At 51.2% G+C, this 22,087-nt stretch carries 18 protein-coding genes, 1 tRNA gene and 1 other RNA gene; 16 read left to right on the top strand and 4 right to left on the bottom strand.

What is annotated here, in order from left to right; genetic code table 11:
• The first annotated feature begins 11 nt into the window (after window positions 1-11).
• Together gdhA and K5753_04990 are read left to right on the top strand one after the other, a co-directional pair.
• Entirely contained in the window at window positions 12-1,349 is a 1,338-nt protein-coding gene (gene gdhA / locus K5753_04995; GenBank protein MCR4726556.1) for an NADP-specific glutamate dehydrogenase, read from the top strand.
• Between the two features lie 99 nt (window positions 1,350-1,448).
• Window positions 1,449-2,273: a hypothetical protein gene (locus K5753_04990; protein ID MCR4726555.1), complete on the top strand. Its 825-nt coding sequence runs from the start codon at window positions 1,449-1,451 to the stop codon at window positions 2,271-2,273.
• Here K5753_04990 and K5753_04985 read toward each other — a convergent pair whose 3' ends face one another.
• Window positions 2,274-4,904 (bottom strand): valine--tRNA ligase, encoded by a 2,631-nt coding sequence (locus K5753_04985; protein MCR4726554.1) that lies wholly within the window; start codon window positions 4,902-4,904, stop codon window positions 2,274-2,276.
• Between the two features lie 13 nt (window positions 4,905-4,917).
• Window positions 4,918-5,544 carry a CDP-alcohol phosphatidyltransferase family protein gene (locus K5753_04980; protein MCR4726553.1) on the bottom strand — a complete coding sequence of 209 codons (627 nt, stop codon included), beginning with the start codon at window positions 5,542-5,544 and terminating at the stop codon, window positions 4,918-4,920.
• A gap of 141 nt (window positions 5,545-5,685) precedes the next feature.
• Here K5753_04980 and K5753_04975 point away from each other — a divergent pair, with 141 nt between their 5' ends.
• The 3 genes from K5753_04975 to K5753_04965 are packed head-to-tail and all read left to right on the top strand — an operon-like array spanning window position 5,686 to window position 8,242.
• The gene (locus K5753_04975; protein MCR4726552.1) at window positions 5,686-6,672 is read left to right on the top strand and encodes an ABC transporter substrate-binding protein; all 987 of its coding nucleotides are present in this window, start codon (window positions 5,686-5,688) and stop codon (window positions 6,670-6,672) included.
• 21 nt (window positions 6,673-6,693) lie between these two features.
• On the top strand, window positions 6,694-7,455 hold the full coding sequence (locus tag K5753_04970; GenBank protein ID MCR4726551.1) for an ABC transporter ATP-binding protein: 762 nt from the start codon (window positions 6,694-6,696) through the stop codon (window positions 7,453-7,455).
• Window positions 7,439-8,242, top strand: coding sequence for an ABC transporter permease (locus K5753_04965; protein ID MCR4726550.1), 804 nt, complete (start codon window positions 7,439-7,441; stop codon window positions 8,240-8,242). The genes K5753_04970 and K5753_04965 overlap by 17 nt, the downstream gene beginning before the upstream one ends.
• A gap of 124 nt (window positions 8,243-8,366) precedes the next feature.
• Here the strand turns inward: K5753_04965 and K5753_04960 are convergent, their stop codons facing one another.
• On the bottom strand, window positions 8,367-8,822 hold the full coding sequence (locus tag K5753_04960; GenBank protein ID MCR4726549.1) for a cytidine/deoxycytidylate deaminase family protein: 456 nt from the start codon (window positions 8,820-8,822) through the stop codon (window positions 8,367-8,369).
• Window positions 8,823-8,901: 79 nt separating this feature from the next.
• Window positions 8,902-9,717, bottom strand: coding sequence for a hypothetical protein (locus tag K5753_04955; GenBank protein ID MCR4726548.1), 816 nt, complete (start codon window positions 9,715-9,717; stop codon window positions 8,902-8,904).
• Between the two features lie 221 nt (window positions 9,718-9,938).
• On the opposite strand from K5753_04955, the gene ffs reads away from it, so the two are divergent.
• The 11 genes from ffs to K5753_04900 form a co-directional block, all read left to right on the top strand.
• Window positions 9,939-10,204, top strand: an RNA gene (gene ffs, locus K5753_04950) — signal recognition particle sRNA large type.
• 47 nt (window positions 10,205-10,251) lie between these two features.
• Complete coding sequence (locus K5753_04945; protein ID MCR4726547.1) at window positions 10,252-11,025, top strand: NYN domain-containing protein; 774 nt, start codon at window positions 10,252-10,254, stop codon at window positions 11,023-11,025.
• A gap of 48 nt (window positions 11,026-11,073) precedes the next feature.
• Window positions 11,074-14,190 carry an isoleucine--tRNA ligase gene (ileS, locus tag K5753_04940; GenBank protein MCR4726546.1) on the top strand — a complete coding sequence of 1,039 codons (3,117 nt, stop codon included), beginning with the start codon at window positions 11,074-11,076 and terminating at the stop codon, window positions 14,188-14,190.
• Entirely contained in the window at window positions 14,178-15,068 is an 891-nt protein-coding gene (locus tag K5753_04935) for a class I SAM-dependent methyltransferase (GenBank protein MCR4726545.1), read from the top strand. Before ileS ends, K5753_04935 begins: the two co-directional genes overlap by 13 nt.
• Window positions 15,065-15,784: an RluA family pseudouridine synthase gene (locus K5753_04930; GenBank protein MCR4726544.1), complete on the top strand. Its 720-nt coding sequence runs from the start codon at window positions 15,065-15,067 to the stop codon at window positions 15,782-15,784. The genes K5753_04935 and K5753_04930 overlap by 4 nt, the downstream gene beginning before the upstream one ends.
• 1 nt (window position 15,785) lies before the next feature.
• On the top strand, window positions 15,786-18,251 hold the full coding sequence (locus tag K5753_04925; GenBank protein ID MCR4726543.1) for an HAD-IC family P-type ATPase: 2,466 nt from the start codon (window positions 15,786-15,788) through the stop codon (window positions 18,249-18,251).
• 496 nt (window positions 18,252-18,747) lie between these two features.
• Window positions 18,748-19,440 carry a hypothetical protein gene (locus K5753_04920; protein MCR4726542.1) on the top strand — a complete coding sequence of 231 codons (693 nt, stop codon included), beginning with the start codon at window positions 18,748-18,750 and terminating at the stop codon, window positions 19,438-19,440.
• Window positions 19,441-19,453: 13 nt separating this feature from the next.
• Window positions 19,454-20,455, top strand: coding sequence for a GGGtGRT protein (locus K5753_04915; GenBank protein MCR4726541.1), 1,002 nt, complete (start codon window positions 19,454-19,456; stop codon window positions 20,453-20,455).
• Window positions 20,456-20,546: 91 nt separating this feature from the next.
• Window positions 20,547-21,398 carry a sel1 repeat family protein gene (locus K5753_04910; protein MCR4726540.1) on the top strand — a complete coding sequence of 284 codons (852 nt, stop codon included), beginning with the start codon at window positions 20,547-20,549 and terminating at the stop codon, window positions 21,396-21,398.
• A gap of 68 nt (window positions 21,399-21,466) precedes the next feature.
• Window positions 21,467-21,542 (top strand) — tRNA-Glu (locus K5753_04905).
• Window positions 21,543-21,693: 151 nt separating this feature from the next.
• Window positions 21,694-22,087, top strand: a 394-nt coding sequence (locus tag K5753_04900) for a molecular chaperone Tir (protein ID MCR4726539.1), incomplete at its 3' end; no start/stop codon positions are given.

The following is a 22,087-nucleotide window of genomic DNA, read 5'->3' as shown; positions in this document are numbered from 1 at the left end:
GAGCGAAAATTATGAACAGTTACGTCAGCAAAGTTTTGGAAAACTTAAAGGCGAAAAACCCCAACCAACCCGAATTCCATCAAGCGGTCACGGAAGTGTTGGACAGTTTGTCCGTCGTGTTTGACAAGCATCCCGAATACGAGGCTCGCGGCCTTCTCGATATGCTCGTCGAACCCGAACGCGTGATCTTATTCAGGGTGCCTTGGGTGGACGACAACGGCAAAGTGCAAGTCAACAAAGGATACAGAGTGCAGTACAACAGCGCGATCGGACCTTACAAGGGCGGTCTTCGCTTCCATCCCTCCGTTAACCTTTCGATCTTGAAGTTCCTCGGTTTCGAGCAGATCTTCAAAAACTCTTTGACCGGTCTTCCCATCGGCGGCGGTAAGGGCGGCAGTGATTTCGATCCCAAAGGCAAGTCCGAGGGCGAGATCATGCGTTTTTGCCAAGCTTTCATGGCGGAGCTGTATCGTCATATCGGTGCGGATACCGACGTCCCCGCGGGTGACATCGGCGTCGGCGCGCGTGAAATCGGTTATATGTTCGGCTACTATAAGAAGCTCGCAAACGAGCACGTCGGCGTCTTGACCGGTCGCGGTCTTGCTTACGGCGGTTCTCTTGCGAGAAAAGAGGCGACCGGTTTCGGTCTCGTCTATCTTGCGAGTGAGATGCTTGCTCACTTCGGTTCTTCGATTTCCGGTAAGACCATCGTCGTCTCCGGTAGCGGTAACGTCGCGACTTATGCGGCTGTCAAAGCGACCGAGCTCGGCGGAAAAGTCGTCGCGATGAGCGATTCCAACGGCTATGTCTACGATAAGAACGGGATCGATATCGAACTCGTCAAAGAGATCAAAGAAGTTCGCCGCGGAAGAATCAAAGAATATCTTGCGAAGCATCCGGATGCCGTTTACGGTGACAACTGCCGCGACATTTGGACGGTGAAGTGCGACGTCGCTCTCCCGTGCGCTACGCAGAACGAGCTTGACGAGAAGGGTGCGGAAGCGCTTATCAAAAACGGTGTCATCGCCGTTGCGGAAGGCGCGAATATGCCGACGACCCTCGGCGCTACCAAGATGCTTCAAGAAGCGGGCGTCCTCTTTGCTCCGGGCAAAGCGGCGAACGCGGGCGGTGTCGCGACCAGCGCGCTCGAAATGGCGCAATCCAGCGGCAGACTTTATTGGAGCTTCGAAGAAGTCGATCAAAAACTCAAAGGTATCATGAAGAATATCTTCAAGAATATCAGCGGCGCGGCGGCTGAGTACGGCGAACCCAAGAACCTCGTCCTCGGCGCGAATATCGCGGCGTTTAAGAAGATCGCTGACGCTATGATGGCGCAAGGTATTTGCTAAGAGTCATCGGAAAGCGATAATACAAAGATCCCTCGACTTGCTGCTGCGCAGGTCGGGGGATTTTTTCAACATTTTTCGTCATTCGTCATACGATATTGTATGACCTATCAAGAGTACGTCGATAAAATCTTGACCGTAAACGCAGTTTCGGAAGCGTTCGTCGTCGGATACAGCTTACTATCTCAGCCGATCTACGGCGCGCACGTCGGTTCTTTCGACGGGCGGCAGGCGATCGTTCAATGCGGAATCCACGCGCGCGAATATATTACTTCGCTACTCGGCGCGGAACTTTTGAAATATGCTGCCGATCATCCGTTCGGCGGGGGAGCGTATTTTGTCTTTAACGCGAATCCGGACGGCGTTCGCCTCGTTTTGGACGGACCGTCCTTTATTCCGTGCGACGCGATGAGAGATTATATTCTCGGCGTGAACGGCGGATCGGATTTTTCCTTCTATAAGGCGAACGCGAACCTCGTCGACTTGAACACGAATTTCGACGCGTACTGGGGCGGTGGGCAAGCGAACGTCCGATGTCCGTCTCCCTCGGATTTTATCGGATACTACCCGATGAGCGAGCGGGAAGTTCGCGTTCTTTCCGATTTTACGCGCGCGGTTTCTCCTTTTGCGACGCTTTCTTACCACACGAAAGGGGAGGTCGTCTATTACGGTTTCGAAGGTCAATCGCCCGAGGACAAAGAAAAAGACGAAAGGATTGCCTTTCGTCTTTCCGCCGTAACGGGTTATACTCCGGTCGAAACGGAGAACAGCGCGGGTGGGTATAAGGACTGGTGCGTCGATAAACTCAAAATCCCCGCTTTTACGATCGAGGTCGCACCGTCTTCCGCGACGCACCCCGTCGGTATTGAGTTTTTGCCCGAATTATTCGAACAAAACAAGAATGTTTTAGAAGCTCTTTTCGCGTGATCAATCCGCGAAGTTTTTCAGGTTTTCTTCGATCTTCAAGAGCTTTTCTTCGTTTGCCGCGAGACGGTCGCGCTCGGCGTTTACGACGTTTTCGGGAGCGCGCGCGACGAATCCGGGATTGTTCAGCATTCCCATCGACTTCGCGATTTCCTTTTGAACGGCTGCCTTTTCTTTATTCAGTCTTTCGATCTCTTTTTCGTAATCCACGAGATCGCCGAGCGGGATGAAGACCGCCGCCGCGCTCGTTACCGCGGAACTGACTTTCTTTTCGGGAACGAAATTATTATCGTAGACGACGCTTTCGACGCCCGCGAGTTTTGCGAGATACCCTTCGCCTTTTTTGAGGATATCTTCTCGCTCGGTCTTAACGGTGACGTGCAGGCGTTTGGACGGCGCGACGTTCATTTCGGCGCGCACGTTGCGGATCGCTTTGATGATATCCATAACCGCTTCGAATTCGGCTTTTTCTTCGGGGAAGGAAAGGTCTTCGCGCGACGTGGGATAGGAAGAAAGCATAATGGTTTCTTCGTGTTCGGGGAGAGATTGATAGATATGCTCGGTCACGAACGGAATATAAGGATGAAGCATTTTCAAAATGCCCGTCAAAACGTAGAAAATGTTGGACGCGGCGTTTTGCTTGACGGTTTCGTCGGTCGAGTACAAAGAAGGCTTGATCGCTTCGATATACCAGTCGCAGAATTCGCTCCAAACGAAATCGTACAGTTTCGCGCCCGCGAGACCGATCTCGTACTTCTCCAAATTATCGCCGACCGCTTTTGCCGTCTCGGAAAGGCGGGTCAGGATCCATTTATCCGCGATCGTTTTTTCGGTCTTCTCGATCGGGAGCAGTTTGACTCCTTCGAGGTTCATCAAAACGAAACGCGACGCGTTCCAGACTTTGTTGATAAAGTTGCGCGCGCTCTCGACTTTTTCTTCGTAGAAGCGGGTGTCGCCGCCGGGGGCGATGCCGTTCGCGAGGGAGAAGCGCAAAGAATCCGCGCCATACTTGTCGATAACGAGAAGGGGATCGATGCCGTTTCCGAGGCTCTTGCTCATCTTTCTGCCGAGTTTGTCGCGGACGATGCCGTGGATCATAACTTTGGAGAAGGGGATCTTGCCCATGTGTTCGATGCCGGAGAAGATCATACGCGCGACCCAGAAGAAAATGATGTCGTACGCCGTGATTAAGACGCTCGTCGGGTAGAAGTATTCGAGATCCTTGGTCTTTTCGGGGTAGCCGAGCGTGGAGAAGGGCCAAAGCGCGCTGGAAAACCAAGTGTCCAAAACGTCTTCATCCTGCTTGAAATGCGTGCAGCCGCATTTCGGACAGACCTTCGGAGTCTCTTCCGCGACGACCGTTTCGCCGCATTGTTCGCAGTAGTAGGCGGGAATGCGATGACCCCACCAAAGCTGGCGGGAAATACACCAATCTTTGATATTTTCCATCCAGCCGAAATAGACTTTGGAGAAACGCTCCGGGATGAATTCGATCTCGCCGTCTTTAACTACTTTGATCGCGGGCTCGGCAAGAGGTTTCATTTTTACGAACCATTGCTTGGAAATGATCGGTTCCACGCTGCTGTGGCAACGGTAGCATTCGCCGACGTTATGCTTATAGGATTCTTTTTGGATTAGAAGACCGATCGCCGCAAGATCTTCTTCGACTTTCTTGCGCGCGAGCATACGATCGAGTCCCGCGTAGGCTTTGCCCGCGAGCTCGTTCATCGTTCCGTCGTCGTTCATAACGCGAATGATTTCGAGGTTATGGCGCATACCGACTTCGAAGTCGTTGGGATCGTGCGCCGGGGTGATCTTGACCGCGCCGCTTCCGAAATCCTTTTCGACGTACTCGTCCGCGACGATGGGGATCTTACGATCCGTCAAGGGGAGATCGAGCGTCTTGCCGATCATATTGACGTAACGCTCGTCGGAGGGGTGGACGGCGACCGCCGTGTCGCCGAACATCGTCTCGGGACGGGTCGTCGCGACGGTGATGGATCCGCTTCCGTCCGAAAGCGGGTATTTGATATGCCAAAGGAAGCTGTCCTGCTCGGAATATTCGACCTCCGCGTCCGAAAGGGCGGTCTTGCAGCAGGGACACCAGTTGATGATGCGGCTTCCGCGATAAATCAATCCTTTGTTGTAAAGATTGACGAAGACCTTTTTGACGGCTTTGTTGCATTTTTCGTCCATCGTAAAGGCTTCGCGCGTCCAGTCCAAAGACGAACCGAGCTTTTTGAGCTGCTCGACGATCCTGCCGCCGTACTGCTTTTTCCAATCCCAAGCCGCTTTCAAAAACCCTTCGCGGCCGAGCTCTTCTTTGCTCGTTCCTTCCGCTTTGAGTTTGTCCACGATCTTGACTTCGGTCGCGATCGACGCGTGGTCGGTTCCCGGGAGCCACAGGGTGGGGTAGCCTTGCATTCTCTTGAAACGCACCATAATGTCTTGGAGCGTGTTGTTCAATGCGTGTCCCATGTGGAGTTGCCCCGTGATGTTGGGCGGGGGAATGACGATCGTGTACGGATCTTTCTTCGGGTCGATCTTCGGCGTAAAGTAGCCCTTTTGTTGCCAGTTGGCGTACAGGGCGTCTTCAAACAGTTTCGGGTCGTAGTTTTTTTCCATTTCCATAATGCAGTCCTCTTTATCAGAATTTCAAATTCATATCCGATTTGTCTTTGATGGAGTAATTGAGTTGTTTCGCGAGTTTGGTCCCGTAATCGATCAGCGCGACGTACGCCATAATGACGCCGAGCGAAAGCATAACGGTCGCGACGATGCGATAGGCGTTATAGGTCGCGGTCGCGAAAAAGCTCATTAAAAGACCGACCGCATTCGTAAACGCGGCGATCTTGCCGTAGATATTGCTGTGGACGACGATCGTCTTCTTCGCGAGGATGATCCCCCAAACGAGCATAAAGCCTTCTTTTAAGCCGAGAAGGACGGGAAACGCGACGAAAAGCATTCCCATCGGCGAATGCTTCGCGAATTCGTTTACGCATAAGCAGACCGCCGCGGAAACTTGGAGAAGCTTATCCGCAAGGGGATCGAGCATTTTCCCGAGATCGCTGATGAAATTGTATTTGCGGGCGATATACCCGTCGAGAACGTCGGTAAACGACGCGAATAAAAAGATCCCGAAGGAAATATAGACGTTCAGATTGTTTTTCCCGTTTACGGCGAAAAAGACTGCGATAAACGCGGGAACGCACAAAAGCCGAATGTAGGTCAGAATATTCGGAATATTATAAAAATCTTCTTTTTTGATTTTCACATTCATAGAATAAATTTTATTACTTTACTATATTTATGTCAATGATTTTGTTTCGAAACGGAATTTTCCGCCGCTTTTTCCGAAAAACATTTTCAAATGTCGGCGAATAGTATGGTTGTAGAAGAAAAAAAGGAGAGTAAAATGAAAACCAAAATTATTTGTTTGATACTTGTCGTTATGCTTTTGGCGCTTTGCGTTCCGCTCGCCGCATGTTCGAAAACGAAAGACGACGTGATCCGCCTGAACGAAGTCACGCATTCGGTTTTTTACGCGCCGCTTTACGTCGCCTTGAACGAAGGGTATTTCGAAGAGAACGGGTTGAAAATCGAACTCACGAACGGAGGCGGAGCGGACAAGACGATGACGGCGGTTTTGTCGGGGCAAGCCGATATCGGTTTTTGCGGACCGGAAGCCGCAATCTACGTCTATAACGAGGGTAAAAAGAATTATCCTCTCGTGATCGGACAATTGACAAAGCGCGACGGTTCTTTCGTTATTTCCCGCGAAAAGATCGAGAATTTTTCTTGGAATACCGCGTTTCTCGGAAAAGAGATCATCGGAGGCAGGAAAGGCGGCGTCCCCGCGATGGCGCTCGAATACGCCTTGAAAAAGAACGGTTACGTCGACGGAGAGAATATCACGATCAACTATAACGTTCAGTATGATTTGATCGCCGCGGCGTTCGACGGCGGAACGGGGGATTTTTGCACGATGTTCGAGCCCGCAGCGACCAATTTCGAACTTGCGGGGAAAGGATATATCGCAGCGTCCGTCGGTATGGAAGCGGGCGATATCCCCTATACTTGTTTCTGCGCGGAAAAGTCCTATTTGAAAAAGAACGGCGACAAGGTCAAACGGTTCCTCGACGCGGTGAGAGAAGGCGTTCGATTCGTGAACGAGAACAGCGCGGAAAAGATTGCGAAAGCCGTCGCTCCTTCCTTCGCGGATACTTCGCTTTCGACTTTGACCGCCGCGATTCAAAACTATAAGAAGATCGGCGCTTACGTTTCGACTATGGATCTCAAAAAGGGAGATTTCGAGCGTTTGCAGGATATTATCGTCGAAGCGGGCGTTATGACGAAGCGCGCCGTTTACGAAGATCTCGTGGATAATTCATTCCTCGGATAAAGAAAGGCATACGAGAGAAAAATGAAAAAGATCCTATCGCTTAAAGGCGTTAAGCATATCTATCACGGGAAAAGCGGGGAAACGCTCGCGATCGCGGATCTGTCGATGGACGTTTCGGAAGGGGAGTTCTTCGGGATCGTCGGACCTTCGGGAAGCGGTAAAACGACGCTGCTCTCGATCCTATCCGGGATCCTGAAACCCTCGGCGGGGGAGATCAATCGGGAGATCTCCCCCAAGGACACGGGTTATATGCTCCAAAGGGATCATCTTTTCGACTGGCGAACGATCGAAGATAACGTCTTGCTCGGGTTGGAGATCCGAAAGATCAAGACCAAAGAGAACGTCAAATACGCGAGATCCCTGCTTGAAAAGTATAACTTGGGGGATTTCGTCAAAAAGAAACCGTCCGAACTCTCGGGCGGGATGCGCCAGCGGGTCGCGCTGATTCGAACGCTTGCGCTGCGCCCGAAACTCGTTCTCTTGGACGAACCGTTTTCCGCGCTTGATTTTCAGACGCGGCTAACGGTCGCGGAAGACGTCCGACGGATCATCAAAGAGGAAAAGATCAGCGCGATCCTCGTAACGCACGATATCAGCGAATCGATCGCGCTTTGCGATCGGATTGCGGTTTTATCCGCAAGACCCGCCCGCGTCAAACGGATTTTCGAAAATACGATCGATAAAAGTCTTTCGTCGATCCGAAGAAGGGAAGAGGAAGATTTTTCGCTTCTCTTCAAAGAGATTTGGAAAGAATTGGAGTATACGAATGAAAAAGGAAGTTAAAAAAGTCAGCGATGAACACGCGAAGTACGTTTTGAGAGAAAGAAAGAAGTCCGTTTTCGTCTTTGCGACGCAGCTCTTTCTGCTCGCGCAGTTTTTCCTCGTCTGGGAATTGCTCGCGAAATACGAGATCATCGACAGCTTTATTTTCAGCGCGCCGTCCAAAATGTGGCAATCCTTTCTTTCTCTTTGGAAAAGCGGCGATCTCGCGCGACACGTCGGCGCCACTCTTTCCGAAACCGTCGTCGGTTTTCTCGGAGCGACGGCGATCGGACTGGTCGCGGCGGTTCTTTTATGGCTGTGGGAGCCCGCTCGTCGGGTCGTGGAGCCGTATATCGTCGTCCTGAACGCGTTACCGAAGATCGCGCTCGGTCCGATCATCATTATTTGGGTCGGAGCGGGCAGGGCGGCGATCGTCGTTATGGCGATCCTGATCAGCGTCATCGTTACGATCATCAATATTCTGAACGGTTTTTTGTCCGTCGACAAAGATAAGATCCTTTTGATGCGGACGCTTTCCGCGAATCGGGCTCAGATCCTGTTTAAGCTCGTCTTACCGTCGAACCTCGGAACGATCGTCGCCGCGCTCAAAGTGAACGTCGGAATGGCGTGGGTCGGGACGATCATGGGCGAGTATCTCGTCAGTAAAGAAGGGCTCGGTTATTTGATCGTTTACGGCGGGCAGGTCTTCAATCTTTCGCTCGTGATGTGTTCGACGTTGATATTGACGATTCTTGCCGCCGTTATGTATATCGGCGTCCTGATCGTCGAAAAAGCAGTGACAAAATAGTAAAGAAAACGTCATTATTCAACAAGTAAAATAATATACTTGTCTACGCCCGAAAATCGTCGGATTTTTCCGAAGAAATAAAAAAGCCGAAGCGTTTTGCTTCGGCTTACCGGTTGGTAACTTGTCAGTCTTCGTCGCCGTATTTTTCCACTTGTACGCCCGCTTCGTCGAACATTTTCATCGAGAATTCATCGGGGTAGCCGTACTTGAAGACGACGCGTCGAATACCGCTGTTTATGATCATTTTTCCGCAGATCGAGCAGGGCTGATGGGTGCAGTACAGGGTCGCTCCGTCGACGCTGACTCCGAGCTTCGCCGCTTGAATGATCGCGTTCTGTTCGGCGTGGACGGCGTAGCAAATTTCCTGCCTCGTTCCGCTCGGAATATTGAGTTTGCGGCGAAGGCATTCGCCTTTTTCTTTGCAGCTTTTTATGCCGGAACCCGCGCCGTTGTAACCGGTCGTAACGATTCTTTTATCGCGCGTTATGACGGCGCCGACTTGCCGATTTTCTTGGAAGCAACTGCTCCAAGTCGCGACTTTTTCCGCAAGATCCATAAAACGATCATCCCACTTATCCATAGCGCACCTCGTATTTTTGATATTCTAACTGTATCATATTTGCGAAAAAGTTTCAACCCATATTTTTCTTTTGAACCTCTCAGGCAAAATACTTTTCCCGAAACAGCGCTTGACTGTGTAAGACTGAGACTGCGTAATAGCGGAGAAGGGAGAGGGGATCGCTTTCGCTCGACAGGATATTTTCAAGCGAACTTTTCATCGTTCGGAGTAAGACTTTATAATCGAGAACGACGGTCGACGCAAGATCGCCTGCCGAGCGTTCGAAGGCTTCTTCGCATGCGGCGACTTCCTCTTTGATCGGATTCAGTTGTTTTTTTACGTCGTCCGCGGAATAGACGCCTCTTTGGTAGGCGTTTGCCGTCTCGTACAGCGTTCGAAAGACTTTTTCATAAAGCGTTTCGCTGAGCGTCGCGCCTTTTAATCCTTTCGCTTTTTCGAGATCAAACGCCGGGAGTTTTAATTCTAAGATCCCGTAATTTCCTTGTTTGTCTCGGATCTTTTCCGCGTCTTCCTTTTTTTCGTATGCGTTCAAAACGACGTAGTAATCTTCCCCGGATTTCAGGACGTAGCCCGCGCCCCCTTCCTTTCGGATCGCCGCCGCGTTTTTATAAGCGACGCCCATATCCGCGTCTCGGGTCGCGCAGACGAGATAATAGACGGTGTAATTCGCTTTATCTTTTCTCCCGAGAAGGAGATTCGCGTAGGTCGAAAGGGAAGCTTTCCCCGAAAAGAGATCCGCCGCCACGACGGTCAGGCAAAAGCAAAGGATCGTTATAGATATGACGAGGAGAAATCCCGTTCTGTTTCCGTTGGCTCTTTTCCGCTTTTTCCTCGTTTTTTCGTTTGCGCGTTCGTCGGAAAGCGGGTCGCGCTTTTTCGTCCTGGCGTCTTCCACGGAGTGTTCGGGTTAATCCGAAGACGTGATCGTTCCGAAGACGGTCGTGTCGTCGTATTTGTATTTTTCATATCCGTTCCATCTATCCATACGATAGTTTACTTTCGAAAAGGGCGAATTATGACGAATCCCGGCGAAAGGGATCTCGCAAAGGTTTATTTATAAATAAATGATTGTAAATTTACTTGTTAAACCTATTTTCGCGTGTTATAATAATTTTACCGTGCTATGCGGGGAGCCAGCGGTGCCCTATACCCACAATCCGCTATAGTGGGGCAGAATACTTTTCTCGGCTTTCGCCATGGAAGGCTGAGCGGCGTAAGGAGCGTTGATACCGGTGTCTTATGCAAGTGTGATCCGTGAACCGTGTCAGGACCTGACGGTAGCAGCACTAAGCGGTTTTCACACTGTGCCATGAGGTAGCTTCGGAGTAGCCGCCTGCGTTTCGCGTCCGCTTCGGTGGCGTCTGTCAAAAAAAGTTGCACGGTACCTTTTGAAGAAGAAGCGGCTTTTGCCCGCTATACGGAGATTAAAATGGATCGAGACAGTAAAATCGCAGTTTTGGTTGACGCGGAGAACGTTTCCGAGAAATACGCGCAGGATCTGTTGGACGAAGTAACGAATTACGGCATCCCGACCTACAAACGCGTGTACGGCGATTGGACGAAACCGCAATTATCCAAGTGGAAAGATTCCCTTTTAACGTACTCTTTTACCCCCATTCAACAATACAGCTACACTTCCGGGAAGAATTCTTCCGACAGCGCGATGATCATCGACGCGATGGATATTTTGTATTCCGGAAAGGTGAACGGGTTTTGCTTAGTCACTTCGGACAGCGATTTCACCCGCCTTGCGATGCGTCTTCGCGAAGCGGGAATGCTTGTCCTCGGAATGGGCGAGAAAAAGACGCCGCAGCCCTTTATCAAGGCTTGCGAGAAGTTCATTTATCTTGAAGTTTTGAGAAGCGCGGAAGAAAAATCCGAAGAAAAGCAGGAAGAGAAAGAAGACGCGGCGAAGAAAGCGAAAAAGGCGTCGGATAAAGCCGAAGAGCCGTCCGTCGCGCCGCTGAAAAAAGTCCGCGCCGTCGTGAAAGATATCGTCAACAGCATCGGCAACGAGGACGGATGGGCGTATCTCGCGGACGTCGGAAACAATCTTTCCAAGAGAATGCCCGATTTCGACACGAGGAATTACGGCTTTACCAAACTCATCGATCTCGTCTCGACGTTCAACGGATTCGAAATCAGCCGAATCCCCGTCGGAGACGGCGGTAAGGTCAATAAGATATTGATCAGGACGAAGTAACGAACCAAGAAGAAAAACGCGGCGCGACGCGCCCGAAAAGAGGAATATATGTTTAATAAAGTCGACACAAGTTTGGATTTTTGCGGAAGAGAAAAAGAGATCTCCGATTTTTGGAAGGAGAACGGAATTTTCGAAAAAAGCGTTGACCAAAACAAGGGCAACGAAGAGTACACCTTTTACGACGGTCCTCCGACCGCGAACGGAAAACCGCATATCGGTCATATTTTGACCCGCGTTATTAAGGATATCATTCCGCGCTATCGCACGATGAAAGGTTATCACGTCGAGCGTAAGGCGGGTTGGGACACGCACGGGCTTCCCGTCGAGCTCGAAGTCGAGAAATCGCTCGGAATGGACGGAAAACAGGATATCGAAAAGTACGGCATCGAGCCCTTCGTCAAGAAATGCAAAGAAAGCGTTTGGAAGTATAAGGGCGAATGGGAAAAGATGTCCGATCGCGTCGGGTATTGGGCGGATATGAATAATCCCTACGTTACCTATGACGACAACTATATCGAATCCGTTTGGTGGGCGGTCAAGCAGATCAACGATAAGGGGCTTTTGTATAAAGGTCACAAGATCGTCCCGTATTGCCCGCGCTGCGGGACGGCGCTTTCTTCTCACGAAGTCGCGCAGGGGTATAAAGACGTCGAGGATATGACCGTTACCGCCAAATTTAAGGTGGTCGGGGAAGAGAATACCTATTTCCTCGCTTGGACGACGACGCCTTGGACCCTTCCTTCCAACGTCGCTCTTTGTATGAATGCGGCGGAGGATTACGCCCGCGTCAAAGTCGGCGATGAGATCTACATTTTGGCTTCCGCTCTCGTTTCTTCCGTCATCGGAGAAGGCGCGGAGATCCTTTCCGTCGAAAAAGGTTCCTATTACGAGCATGCGAAGTACGAACCCTTGTTCGATTATATCAAAGGGACGAAAGAAGCCGCGAAAGCGTATTACGTCACGAACGATCCCTACGTTACCTTGACCGAAGGCACGGGTATCGTCCATATCGCGCCCGCGTTCGGTGAAGACGACGCGAAGGTCGGAAGGAAGTACGGTTTACCTTTCGTTCAACTCGTGGACGATCGCGGCCGCTTCGTAAAAGAGGTGACCGACCTCGTCGGCGTTTTCGCGAAGGACGGCGATAAATATATCATCGAAAAACTTGCGGAAAAGGGGCTTTTGTTCAAAAAGCATCTTCACACGCACAGCTATCCCTTCTGCTGGCGTTGCGACACGCCGCTTCTTTATTACGCGCGCAGTTCTTATTTCATTAAAATGACCGCCGTGCGCGACAATCTTTTGAAAAATAACGAACAGGTGAACTGGATCCCCCCGACGATCGGTTCGGGCAGATTCGGAAACTTCCTCGAAAACGTCATCGACTGGGGCGTCTCCCGCGAAAGATATTGGGGAACGCCGCTTCCCGTTTGGGTCTGCTCCGAGTGCGGAAAGACGCACGTCGTCGGAAGCAAAGAAGAGCTCAAAAAGCTTTCCGGGATGCTTCCTTCCGAGCTTCATCGCCCGTATATCGATCGCATTACCTTCAAATGCGAATGCGGCGGCGAAATGAAGAGGACGCCCGAAGTGATGGATTGCTGGTTCGATTCCGGTTCGATGCCTTTCGCGCAACTTCACTATCCGTTTGAGAATAAAGAAGCCTTCGAGAAGCATTTCCCCGCGGACTTTATCAGCGAAGCGGTGGATCAGACGCGCGGCTGGTTCTACACGTTAATGGCGATCTCGACTTTGCTTTTCGATAAAGCGCCGTTCAAAAACTGCATCGTCCTCGGACACGTTTGCGATAAAGACGGATTGAAGATGAGCAAGCATAAAGGTAACGTAGTCGATCCGTGGAGCGTCCTCGACAAACAGGGCGCGGACGCCGTTCGTTGGTATTTCTACACCGGAAGTTCTCCGTGGCTTCCTTCCCGTTTCTATTCGGAAGCGGTTTCCGAAGCGCAAAGGAAATTTATGGGAACGTTCTGGAATACTTACGCGTTCTTTGCGCTCTATGCGGGGATCGACGATTACAAGCCCGAGAACTATCGCTTGGAAGATTGCTCGCTGAGCTTGATGGATAAATGGGTCCTCAGCCGCCTGAACACGTTGATCAAAGCGGTGGACGAGAACCTCGAAAACTATAAGATCACCGAAAGCGCGCGTATGATCGCGGACTTTACGGACGAGCTCTCGAACTGGTACGTTCGCCGCGGTCGCGAAAGATATTGGGGCAGTGAAATGACCCCCGACAAGGCGGCTGCGTACACGACGCTCTATCACGTCCTCGTGACGATGAGCAAATTGATCGCGCCGTTCGTCCCCTTTATGGCGGAGAGCGTGTATCGTAACCTCGTCGTCAATAATGATAAGAACGCGCCGATCAGCGTGCATTTGACGGCGTTCCCCGTCGCGGACGAGAAATACGTCGATAAAGAACTCGAAAAGGAGATGACCGCGGTCGAAAGCGTCGTCTTCCTCGGTCGCGCCGCGAGAAACAAGGCGAACCTCAAAAACCGCCAGCCGCTTTCCTCTATGTACGTTAAGACGGACGTCGCGTTCTCTCTTCCCGGTATGCTCGATATCGCCGCCGAAGAATTGAACGTCAAGACGGTTAAGATCGCGTCCGAAGATCAATCCTTTATTACCTACGAGATCAAGCCCCAACTCAAAACGCTCGGTCCGAAGTACGGTCCTCTCCTCGGTCAGATCCGTTCTTTCCTCCAAATCGCGGACGGAAAGGCGATCGTCGCCGCGGTCAAGGACGGGGGAGTCTTTGAGACCGAACTCGGCGGAAAGCCCGTCGCTTTCTCCGAAACCGATCTTTTGATCACGACGAAGAGCGGAGAAGGGTTCAGCGCGGAATCGGACGGAAAGATCACCGTCGCACTCGACACGGCTCTTACGAAAGAACTCATTGACGAAGGCTACGCGCGTGAGATCGTCTCCAAAGTGCAGACGATGCGTAAAGAAGCGGGCTTCGACGTGACCGATCATATCGTCCTCGGGATCGTCGCGGAAGACGCTTTTAAAGAGATCCTCGCCGAATTCGCCGTCAAGGACGACGTCCTCGCGGATGAAGTGACTTTCGGGTCGCTTTCCGGTTACGAAAAAGAATTCGACCTCGGCGGAAAGAACGTCCGCTTATCGGTATGCCGCAAGTAGCTTGCGATTGGAAAGATTACGAGATCGTCGCTTCGGGCGGCGGTTATAAGCTGGAACGGTGGGGCAAAGTCTATCTTCTTCGCCCCGATCCGCAGGCGATTTGGGACGCGCCTTTCGACCTATTTTCCTTTGATAAGTTGAACGCCTATTACAGGCTCGACGCGGGAAAGAAGGAAGAAAAGTGGGTGATCCTCAAACCCTTCAAAGAAGAGTTTGCGGTTACTTGGCGCGATCTCGTCTTCCATCTGAAATTATCGAAAAACTTCAAGCATACGGGGCTTTTCCCCGAGCAAGCCGCGAATTGGGACAGGATCAGAGGGTGGATCTCCGCCGAGAAGCGCGAGATCAAAGTTTTGAACCTGTTCGCCTACACGGGCGGGGCGACGATCGCCGCCGCAAGCGCGGGCGCCGCGGTAACGCACGTGGACGCCGCGCCCGCAATGGTGGATCGCGCGAAAGAGAATGCGTATTCTTCGGGTTTGAAGGATAGACCGATCCGCTATATCGTGGACGATTGCTTGAAATTCGTGAACCGCGAGATCCGTCGCGGGAATCGCTACGACGCTGTCATTATGGATCCGCCTTCCTTTGGAAGAGGTCCGAACGGCGAGGTTTGGAAGCTCGAAGAAAGCCTGTTTCCTCTCGTCTTGCGCGTGGCGGAAGTTTTATCGGATAAGCCCTTGTTTTTCCTGATCAATTCTTACACGACGGGGCTTCAACCGACCGTTATCGGAAATATATTGACGCTTGCTTTGAAAAACAAAGGCGCGTTTGAGATCGAAGCGTACGAACTTGCGCTCCCGCAGGACGACGGACTGTTTCTTCCTTGCGGTTGCACGGGGGTCGCGCTTTTTAACAAAGGAAAAGGTGAAAAATGAGCGTAACGTATAAGGATATTCCCATTATTTACGAAGATAATCACGTCATCGTCGCGGTGAAACCTTTTAACGTCCCTTCCCAAGAGGACGCGAGCAAGGATCCCGATATGTTGACTCTTCTCAAAGAGTATATCAAGGAAACCGCGGAGAAGCCCGGAAACGTCTTTCTCGGGCTCGTTCATAGGCTCGATCGCCCGACGGGCGGCGTTATGGTCTTCGCGAAGACGAGCAAAGCCGCGGCGCGTTTGTCCGAAAGCATCGTCAGCGGCGCGTTCGATAAAAAATACTTCGCCGTCCTTTCTTCCGTCCCGAAAGATAAAAACGGGAGATTGGATAATTATCTTTTGAAAGACGAAGTGCGAAACGTCGTGACCGTCGCTCCGATGGCGGTAAAAGGGGCGAAGAGGGCTGTCCTCGACTATAAAATCGTCGAAAAGAAAAATTCTTTGTGTTTGGCGGAGATCTATCTTTACACGGGTCGAAGCCACCAGATCCGCGTCCAAACCGCGCATATCGGTTGCCCGATCGTGGGCGACGTCAAATATGCGGGCGACAAACTCGTCAAAGCCGATCATCTCGCGCTTTGGAGCGCGGAGATTCGGTTCCCGCATCCCACGAAAAAGGACGTTATGGTCTTCCGCGCTTTCCCGGACGACACCGCGTTTCCGTGGAGCGAATTCGATATGGAACGTCATTTGAGCGTTAAGATCAACTGATATGACTGTAAAAAAGAAAAAACATACGGTTCGGTTTTCGCCGAAGCTTGAAATGGGGCTTGGGTTTTCGCAGATCAAACAGCGGGAACGAGAGCGGAACACGAACGCAAGGATCATCGATCCTTCCAAATCCATCTTTAAGATAATTGCGGAAAACGTTTTTCAATTTTGCAACGTTTTTACGATTTTGATCGTCATTATGCTGTTTTGCATCGGCGAATACAGCGACACCTTTTCTTCGACAATCATCTTTTTTAATATCGCGGTCGGCATCATTCAGGGCGTGAAAGCCAAAAACGCGATCAAGCGCCTTTCGTTCGAAGTAGACAGCGATTTTGCGGTCATTCGAGACGGAAAACGCCGCGAGATCCCCGTCCGCGAGATCGTTTTGGACGACCTCGTCGTGATGCGCGCGGGATCGAAAGTTCCCGTGGACGGCGTGATCCGCGAAGGTTCGTTGGATCTGGACGAATCCATTTTGACGGGCGAGGGCAATATCGTCAAAAAAGGCGTCGGTGATTACGTCCTTTCGGGAAGTCACGTTCTCGTCGGCGAAGCGGTCGTGCAGGCGGATAAAGTCGGAATGCACAGCAACATTCAGCGCATCGGAAAAGTCGTGCGTCGCCTTGCCAAACCCAAAAGCAGGATCTTTTATTCCCTTGATTTTTTGATCAAGATCATCAGCTTTATCCTCGTTCCGCTTGCGATCGGGTCGTTCCTCGTGAATTTTTACGTCGCGGGGAGCAGCTTGCACGTCGCTTTGAAGTACACGGCGGCGTCCGCGCTCGCGATGCTTCCCGTCGGTATGTTCTTCCTGACGAGTTGCGCGCTCGCGGCGTCCGTTTTGAAACTTTCTCAGAAAAATACCCTCGTTCAGGATATGTACGGCGTCGAAATGCTCGCTTTGGTGGATACTCTTCTTCTGGATAAGACCGGCACGATTACGACGGGTGCGATGCGCGTCGTGGATCAAAAAGTTCTCGATACTTCCGTCGATCATGAAAAGATCCTTTCCGATCTCCTTGCGGGGACGAAGGATATGAACGCGACGGCGAACGCTCTTCGAAAACTCTACGGCGACGGCGATCCCGAAGCCGCTTCTTTCGCGCTTCCTTTCTATTCGGGCAGGAAGTACGGCGGCGTTACCTTCAAAGACGGTTCGAAGTACGTCCTCGGCGCTCCCGAATACGTCTCGCCTTTTACGGGTGATCTCAAAGCCTATTCGGAAAAATGCGCGAGCGAAGGGAAGAGGGTGGTCGTTCTTTCGAGATTGGACGGCGATCTTTTGTTTGCGAAACCCGAGCTTTGCACGCCGATCCTCGCGCTTGCGATCGAGGACGAGATCCGTGACGACGCGCCTTGCACGCTGAAATGGTTCCGCGAGAACGACGTTCGAATCATGGTCATTTCGGGCGACGACCCCTTGACCGTTTCCCGCATCGCGACCAAAGCCGGCGTCGTGGACAGCGATAAATTCGTAAATTGTTCGACTCTTTCGGACGATGAACTCAAAGCCGCCGTAAACGATTACGCGATCTTCGGCAGGGTTTCCCCCGAGCAAAAATGCCTGATCGTCAACGAACTTCGCAGGAGGGGAAAGACGGTCGGTATGGTCGGCGACGGCGTAAACGACGTCCATGCTCTGAAAAGCAGCGATTGTTCCATCTCTTTCGGCAGCGCGAACGAAGTCGCGCGAAGCGTGGCGGGGATCGTCCTCGTGGACAGCAAGTTCAGCTCGCTTCCCGCGGTCGTCGCGGAAGGCAGGCGCGTGGTCAGCAATATCGAGCAGGTCGCATCGCTCTATATTATGAAGAACTTGTTTACGATGCTGATGACCGCGATCTTCCTTTGTCTCGGAAGACTGTATCCGTTCTCGACCTCGCAAATGCTTATGATCGAAGCGTTCGTCCTCGGTATTCCCGCGCTTTTCCTTGCGATGCAAAGAAGCACGAAGGTTTCGGACGGAAATTTCATTCCGAACGTCCTGAAACGAACGTATCCCGCGACCGTCTCGCTGTTGTTTTCGGTACTCGCGTCTTATTTCCTATTATGCGGCGTGTTTTCCGTGCCTGCGGATATGCGCTCGACGATAGGCGCGCTGACGCTCGTCTCTTGCGGATTCGTGGAACTCATCTTTAATTCCTTGCCTTTGAATAAGTTCCGTTCGGCGGTCATCGTCGGGTCCTTTATCGCGTTTCTGATCGCGGCGTTTGCGGTTTACGGCTTAAACGTCGTAGGGTTGCATTACGTTTCGTTTGAAGTCAAAGCGATCGACGGGACGGCGTTCGGGATCATCTGTATTTCCGTTTTGTTCTGCACGGCGATGAACTTCTTGTTCCATTATTTGCTTAGGAAAATGCATCTCGGAACCAAAAAGAATATTCCTTTCTACTTGGAAAGCTATTACGGCGAAGAGGACAAAGAAGAGGAAGAAGGCTCGGAACTATCGGATAATTCCGAAGAATAGCCCTGTTTTTGAGTCGATTTTTCCATAAAGACGGCTTATGGAAAGCCTCTCATCAATTAAAAAGTCTTAATAACTCTTGTATTTCAAGTTCGGTTATGCTATAACATAGGTAACAAACAACCTGCGTTGTGCGATTAGCGGTTCTGTCACAACCTCAATTTATTATAGGGAAAACGAAACGCGGCGTCGGATGTCAGGCCTCATAAAATCGGAGGAAGGCAGAAGCGTCGGATAGTTTATACCCAACCTGCTCATGGCGGGTTTAGTACGGCCGTAAAACGGCAACGCGGGCTAAACGAACCCCGGTTCGTTATAAAAAGGCTTCTATCGGTTTCTTGGAGCGCAAGTAGCACTCGAAGCAAGTCGGGAAGCCTTTTTTAATTTGCCGCTATGCTTTCATAAGGTTTTTTTCCGTTTTTCGAAAAATCGTTAGGCAGTTTTTCTACGCGTATGCTATACTTAGTGAAGTAAAAAATTTTTTAGGGAGGAAACTTTAATGCAATATTCTCGCGAAGTTGAAGAAATGGTTTGCGTAAAAAAGGGTCCGAACCACGGTCCCGCCCCGATCCCCGAAGAAGGGAAATGGGTGCAATCCAAAGAAATTAAGGACGTTAACGGTCTTACGCACGGCGTCGGTTGGTGCGCTCCGCAACAGGGCGCTTGCAAACTCACGCTCAACGTGAAGGACGGCGTAATCCGTGAGGCGCTTGTGGAAACCATCGGTTGCTCGGGTATGACGCACTCCGCCGCGATGGCCGCCGAGATCCTTCCCGGCAAGACCATTTTGGAAGCCTTGAATACCGACCTCGTTTGCGACGCGATCAACACCGCGATGAGGGAACTCTTCCTTCAAATCGTTTACGGCAGGACGCAATCCGCTTTCTCCGAAGGCGGCCTCGTGATCGGCGCGGGTCTCGAAGACCTCGGCAAGGGTCTCCGTTCGCAGATCGGGACGATGTACTCCACCGAAGCGAAGGGCGTTCGTTACCTCGAAATGGCGGAAGGTTACGTTACCCGCCTTGCGCTCGATAAGAACAACGAAGTCATCGGTTACGAATTCGTTAAGCTCGGCGTTATGATGGATCTTATCGCGAAAGGCGTCAGCGCGGACGAAGCGCTCAAAAAGTGCACTGGTAATTACGGCAGATTCAATGAAGGCGTTACCTTCATCAATCCGCGCAAGCAATAAGGAGGGCGAAACCATGGCTATCACTTTTGAAGGTTACGAAAGAAGAATCGAAAAAATCACCGCGAAACTCGCCGAGTACGGCATCGCTTCTTTGGAAGAGGCGAAAGCGATCTGCGACAAAGCGGGCGTAAACGTCGAAGCGATCGTTAAGGGCGTCCAACCCATCGCTTTCGAAAACGCCGTTTGGGCGTACACCGTCGGTTGCGCGATCGCTCTCAAAAAGGGAACGAAGAAAGCTGCGGACGCCGCCGAGGATATCGGTATCGGTCTGCAATCTTTCTGCATCCCGGGTTCCGTCGCGGATCAACGCCAAGTCGGTCTCGGACACGGCAACCTCGCTGCGATGCTTCTCAGAGAAGAAACCGCTTGCTTCGCGTTCCTCGCGGGTCACGAATCTTTCGCCGCGGCGGAAGGCGCGATCGGTATCGCAAGGACGGCGAATAAAGTTCGTAAGAACCCCCTCCGCGTTATTTTGAACGGTCTCGGAAAGGACGCGGCGTTCATCATCAGCCGTATTAACGGTTTCACCTACGTTCAAACCAAGTACGATTACTACACCGGTGAATTGAAGATCGTTAAAGAAACCGCGTACAGCGACGGCGAAAGAAGCAAAGTTCGCTGCTACGGCGCGGACGACGTCAGCGAAGGCGTCGCGATCATGCGTCACGAGGGCGTCGACGTTTCCATCACCGGAAACAGCACGAACCCGACCCGTTTCCAACATCCCGTCGCGGGCACCTACAAGAAATGGTGCGTCGATAACGGCAAGAAGTACTTCTCCGTTGCGTCCGGCGGTGGCACGGGCAGAACGCTTCACCCGGATAACATGGCTGCGGGTCCCGCGAGCTACGGTATGACCGACACGATGGGCAGAATGCATAGCGACGCGCAATTCGCGGGTTCGTCTTCCGTTCCGGCTCACGTCGAAATGATGGGTCTCATCGGTATGGGTAACAACCCGATGGTCGGCGCGTCCGTCGCGCTTGCCGTTGCGGTCGAAGAGGCGCAAAAGTAATTTCAGACGCAGTTTAAGTAAAACGCTCCGCGATCGCGGAGCGTTTTTTACTTGCGTTGACAAATTCTCTCGAAAATGATATTCTGTTTCTATGGATAATAACCTCGTTTCACTCGAAGAAGCCGTCGATCTTTGCAATCGCGCGGGAATGCGTTTTTTAAGTTTCGTAAAAAAGGTCAAAAAAGGCGTTGAGACCGACGAAACCGAAGTCAAGCACGAAATGTTTTTATTGTATCTCGAGGCTGCGAAAAGCGGGCATCCGCGCGCTTTATACGATCTTGCCGTGTGTTATCATTTCGGGATCGGCGTCGGGATCGATCACGCGGAAGCGCTTTCCTTATATGAAAGAGCCGCGGAGGGAGGCAAGACGGAAGCGCTCGTCTACCTTTCCAAAATGTATGCGATCGGAGAGGGCGTCGCGCGAGACGAGAAGAAGTCAGACGAACTCTTGCAACTCGCCGCGGAAAAGGGGAATCCGACCGCTTGCTTTATTCTGGGCGGACACGCCGCGAACGGAAAAAACAGCAGGCTTTCTCTTTCCTATTTCAAAAAAGCCGCGGAATCGGCGAAGAATTATTCGCTTTGTTCGGATATGGACGACGCGCAAAGCGGAAAAGATTATGAATCCGTCCGCGACGGGATCGGAAGGAATCTCGGAAAGTGTCTGTTTTTCGCCGCGTATTTGACCATCCTCGTCGTCCGAGTAAAGGAAGATTACGAGAAGGCGGTCGGCTGGTTGAAACTCGCGCTCGAAGAATGCTCGATGCCCGAAGCGTCGATCGTCCTCGCGCACGCATACACCTACGGCGAGGGCGCGCCGCAGGATTTCGAGGAAGCGGAAAAGTACGTTAAACTCGCGGAAGAAGTGGGAGTCCACGGCGCGGAAGACGCGCGTGACGACCTCGAAGAAGTCCGCGCGCGCAAAAAGGCTTCGAAAAAATAAAAACGATTTGATAAAAACGCTTGCAAAAGGCGGGCGGTTTTGATATAGTAATAATGTTATTTTGATATGCCTCGTTAGTCTAGTGGTCTAGGACGCTGGCCTCTCACGCCGGTATCAAGGGTTCGAACCCCTTACGGGGTACCAAGTTTGATGATCTATAAGTTTTTTTATAGATCATCTTTTTTATATTTTAAGATATTTTAGGTTCTTTTGACTGGTTTTTTGATAAAACATTTGACCGATGGGAAACAAAGGTATTATATAATTTATTATAAAGTCACAAGGAGATTGGATTATGCGTATTGATTATACCGATGGCTATTATGTTGGAGATGTAGATAGTAGCGAAAATAGATGCGGCAGAGGGAGGCTTGTTTGGAATAACGGGACTTCCTATGATGGAGAATGGTATAATAATAGAATGCATGGACATGGTACATATATAAGTGCAAGCGGGTGGTCGTATACAGGTGAATATCGTAACGATGAAATGCATGGACAGGGGAAATATATCTTTGAGGATGGAGGTTATTATCAAGGTGGTTTTCGTTATGATAAATTTTGTGGTCAAGGGACTCGTGTATGGGCGGACGGCGATAAATACATCGGAGATTGGAGTAATGACGAACGTAATGGACATGGTACATATATAAGTGCAAGCGGGTGGTCGTATACAGGTGAATATCATA

It is taken from the genome of Clostridia bacterium (assembly GCA_024685775.1).
In the GTDB taxonomy this organism is placed as follows: domain Bacteria; phylum Bacillota; class Clostridia; order Christensenellales; family CAG-1252; genus CAG-1252.
The sequence above is the reverse complement of the archived record's forward strand: the minus strand, read 5'-3'. Positions and strand labels throughout refer to the sequence as shown.

Coding starts and splice junctions, on each gene's coding strand:
- K5753_04930 (MCR4726544.1), top strand. CDS start 15,065: ATGAGCGTAACGTATAAGGATATTCCCATTATTTACGAAGATAATCAC.
- K5753_04945 (MCR4726547.1), top strand. CDS start 10,252: ATGGATCGAGACAGTAAAATCGCAGTTTTGGTTGACGCGGAGAACGTT.
- K5753_04925 (MCR4726543.1), top strand. CDS start 15,786: ATGACTGTAAAAAAGAAAAAACATACGGTTCGGTTTTCGCCGAAGCTT.
- K5753_04915 (MCR4726541.1), top strand. CDS start 19,454: ATGGCTATCACTTTTGAAGGTTACGAAAGAAGAATCGAAAAAATCACC.
- gdhA (MCR4726556.1), top strand. CDS start 12: ATGAACAGTTACGTCAGCAAAGTTTTGGAAAACTTAAAGGCGAAAAAC.
- ileS (MCR4726546.1), top strand. CDS start 11,074: ATGTTTAATAAAGTCGACACAAGTTTGGATTTTTGCGGAAGAGAAAAA.
- K5753_04975 (MCR4726552.1), top strand. CDS start 5,686: ATGAAAACCAAAATTATTTGTTTGATACTTGTCGTTATGCTTTTGGCG.
- K5753_04960 (MCR4726549.1), bottom strand. CDS start 8,822: ATGGATAAGTGGGATGATCGTTTTATGGATCTTGCGGAAAAAGTCGCG.
- K5753_04910 (MCR4726540.1), top strand. CDS start 20,547: ATGGATAATAACCTCGTTTCACTCGAAGAAGCCGTCGATCTTTGCAAT.
- K5753_04965 (MCR4726550.1), top strand. CDS start 7,439: ATGAAAAAGGAAGTTAAAAAAGTCAGCGATGAACACGCGAAGTACGTT.
- K5753_04990 (MCR4726555.1), top strand. CDS start 1,449: ATGACCTATCAAGAGTACGTCGATAAAATCTTGACCGTAAACGCAGTT.
- K5753_04935 (MCR4726545.1), top strand. CDS start 14,178: ATGCCGCAAGTAGCTTGCGATTGGAAAGATTACGAGATCGTCGCTTCG.
- K5753_04920 (MCR4726542.1), top strand. CDS start 18,748: ATGCAATATTCTCGCGAAGTTGAAGAAATGGTTTGCGTAAAAAAGGGT.
- K5753_04970 (MCR4726551.1), top strand. CDS start 6,694: ATGAAAAAGATCCTATCGCTTAAAGGCGTTAAGCATATCTATCACGGG.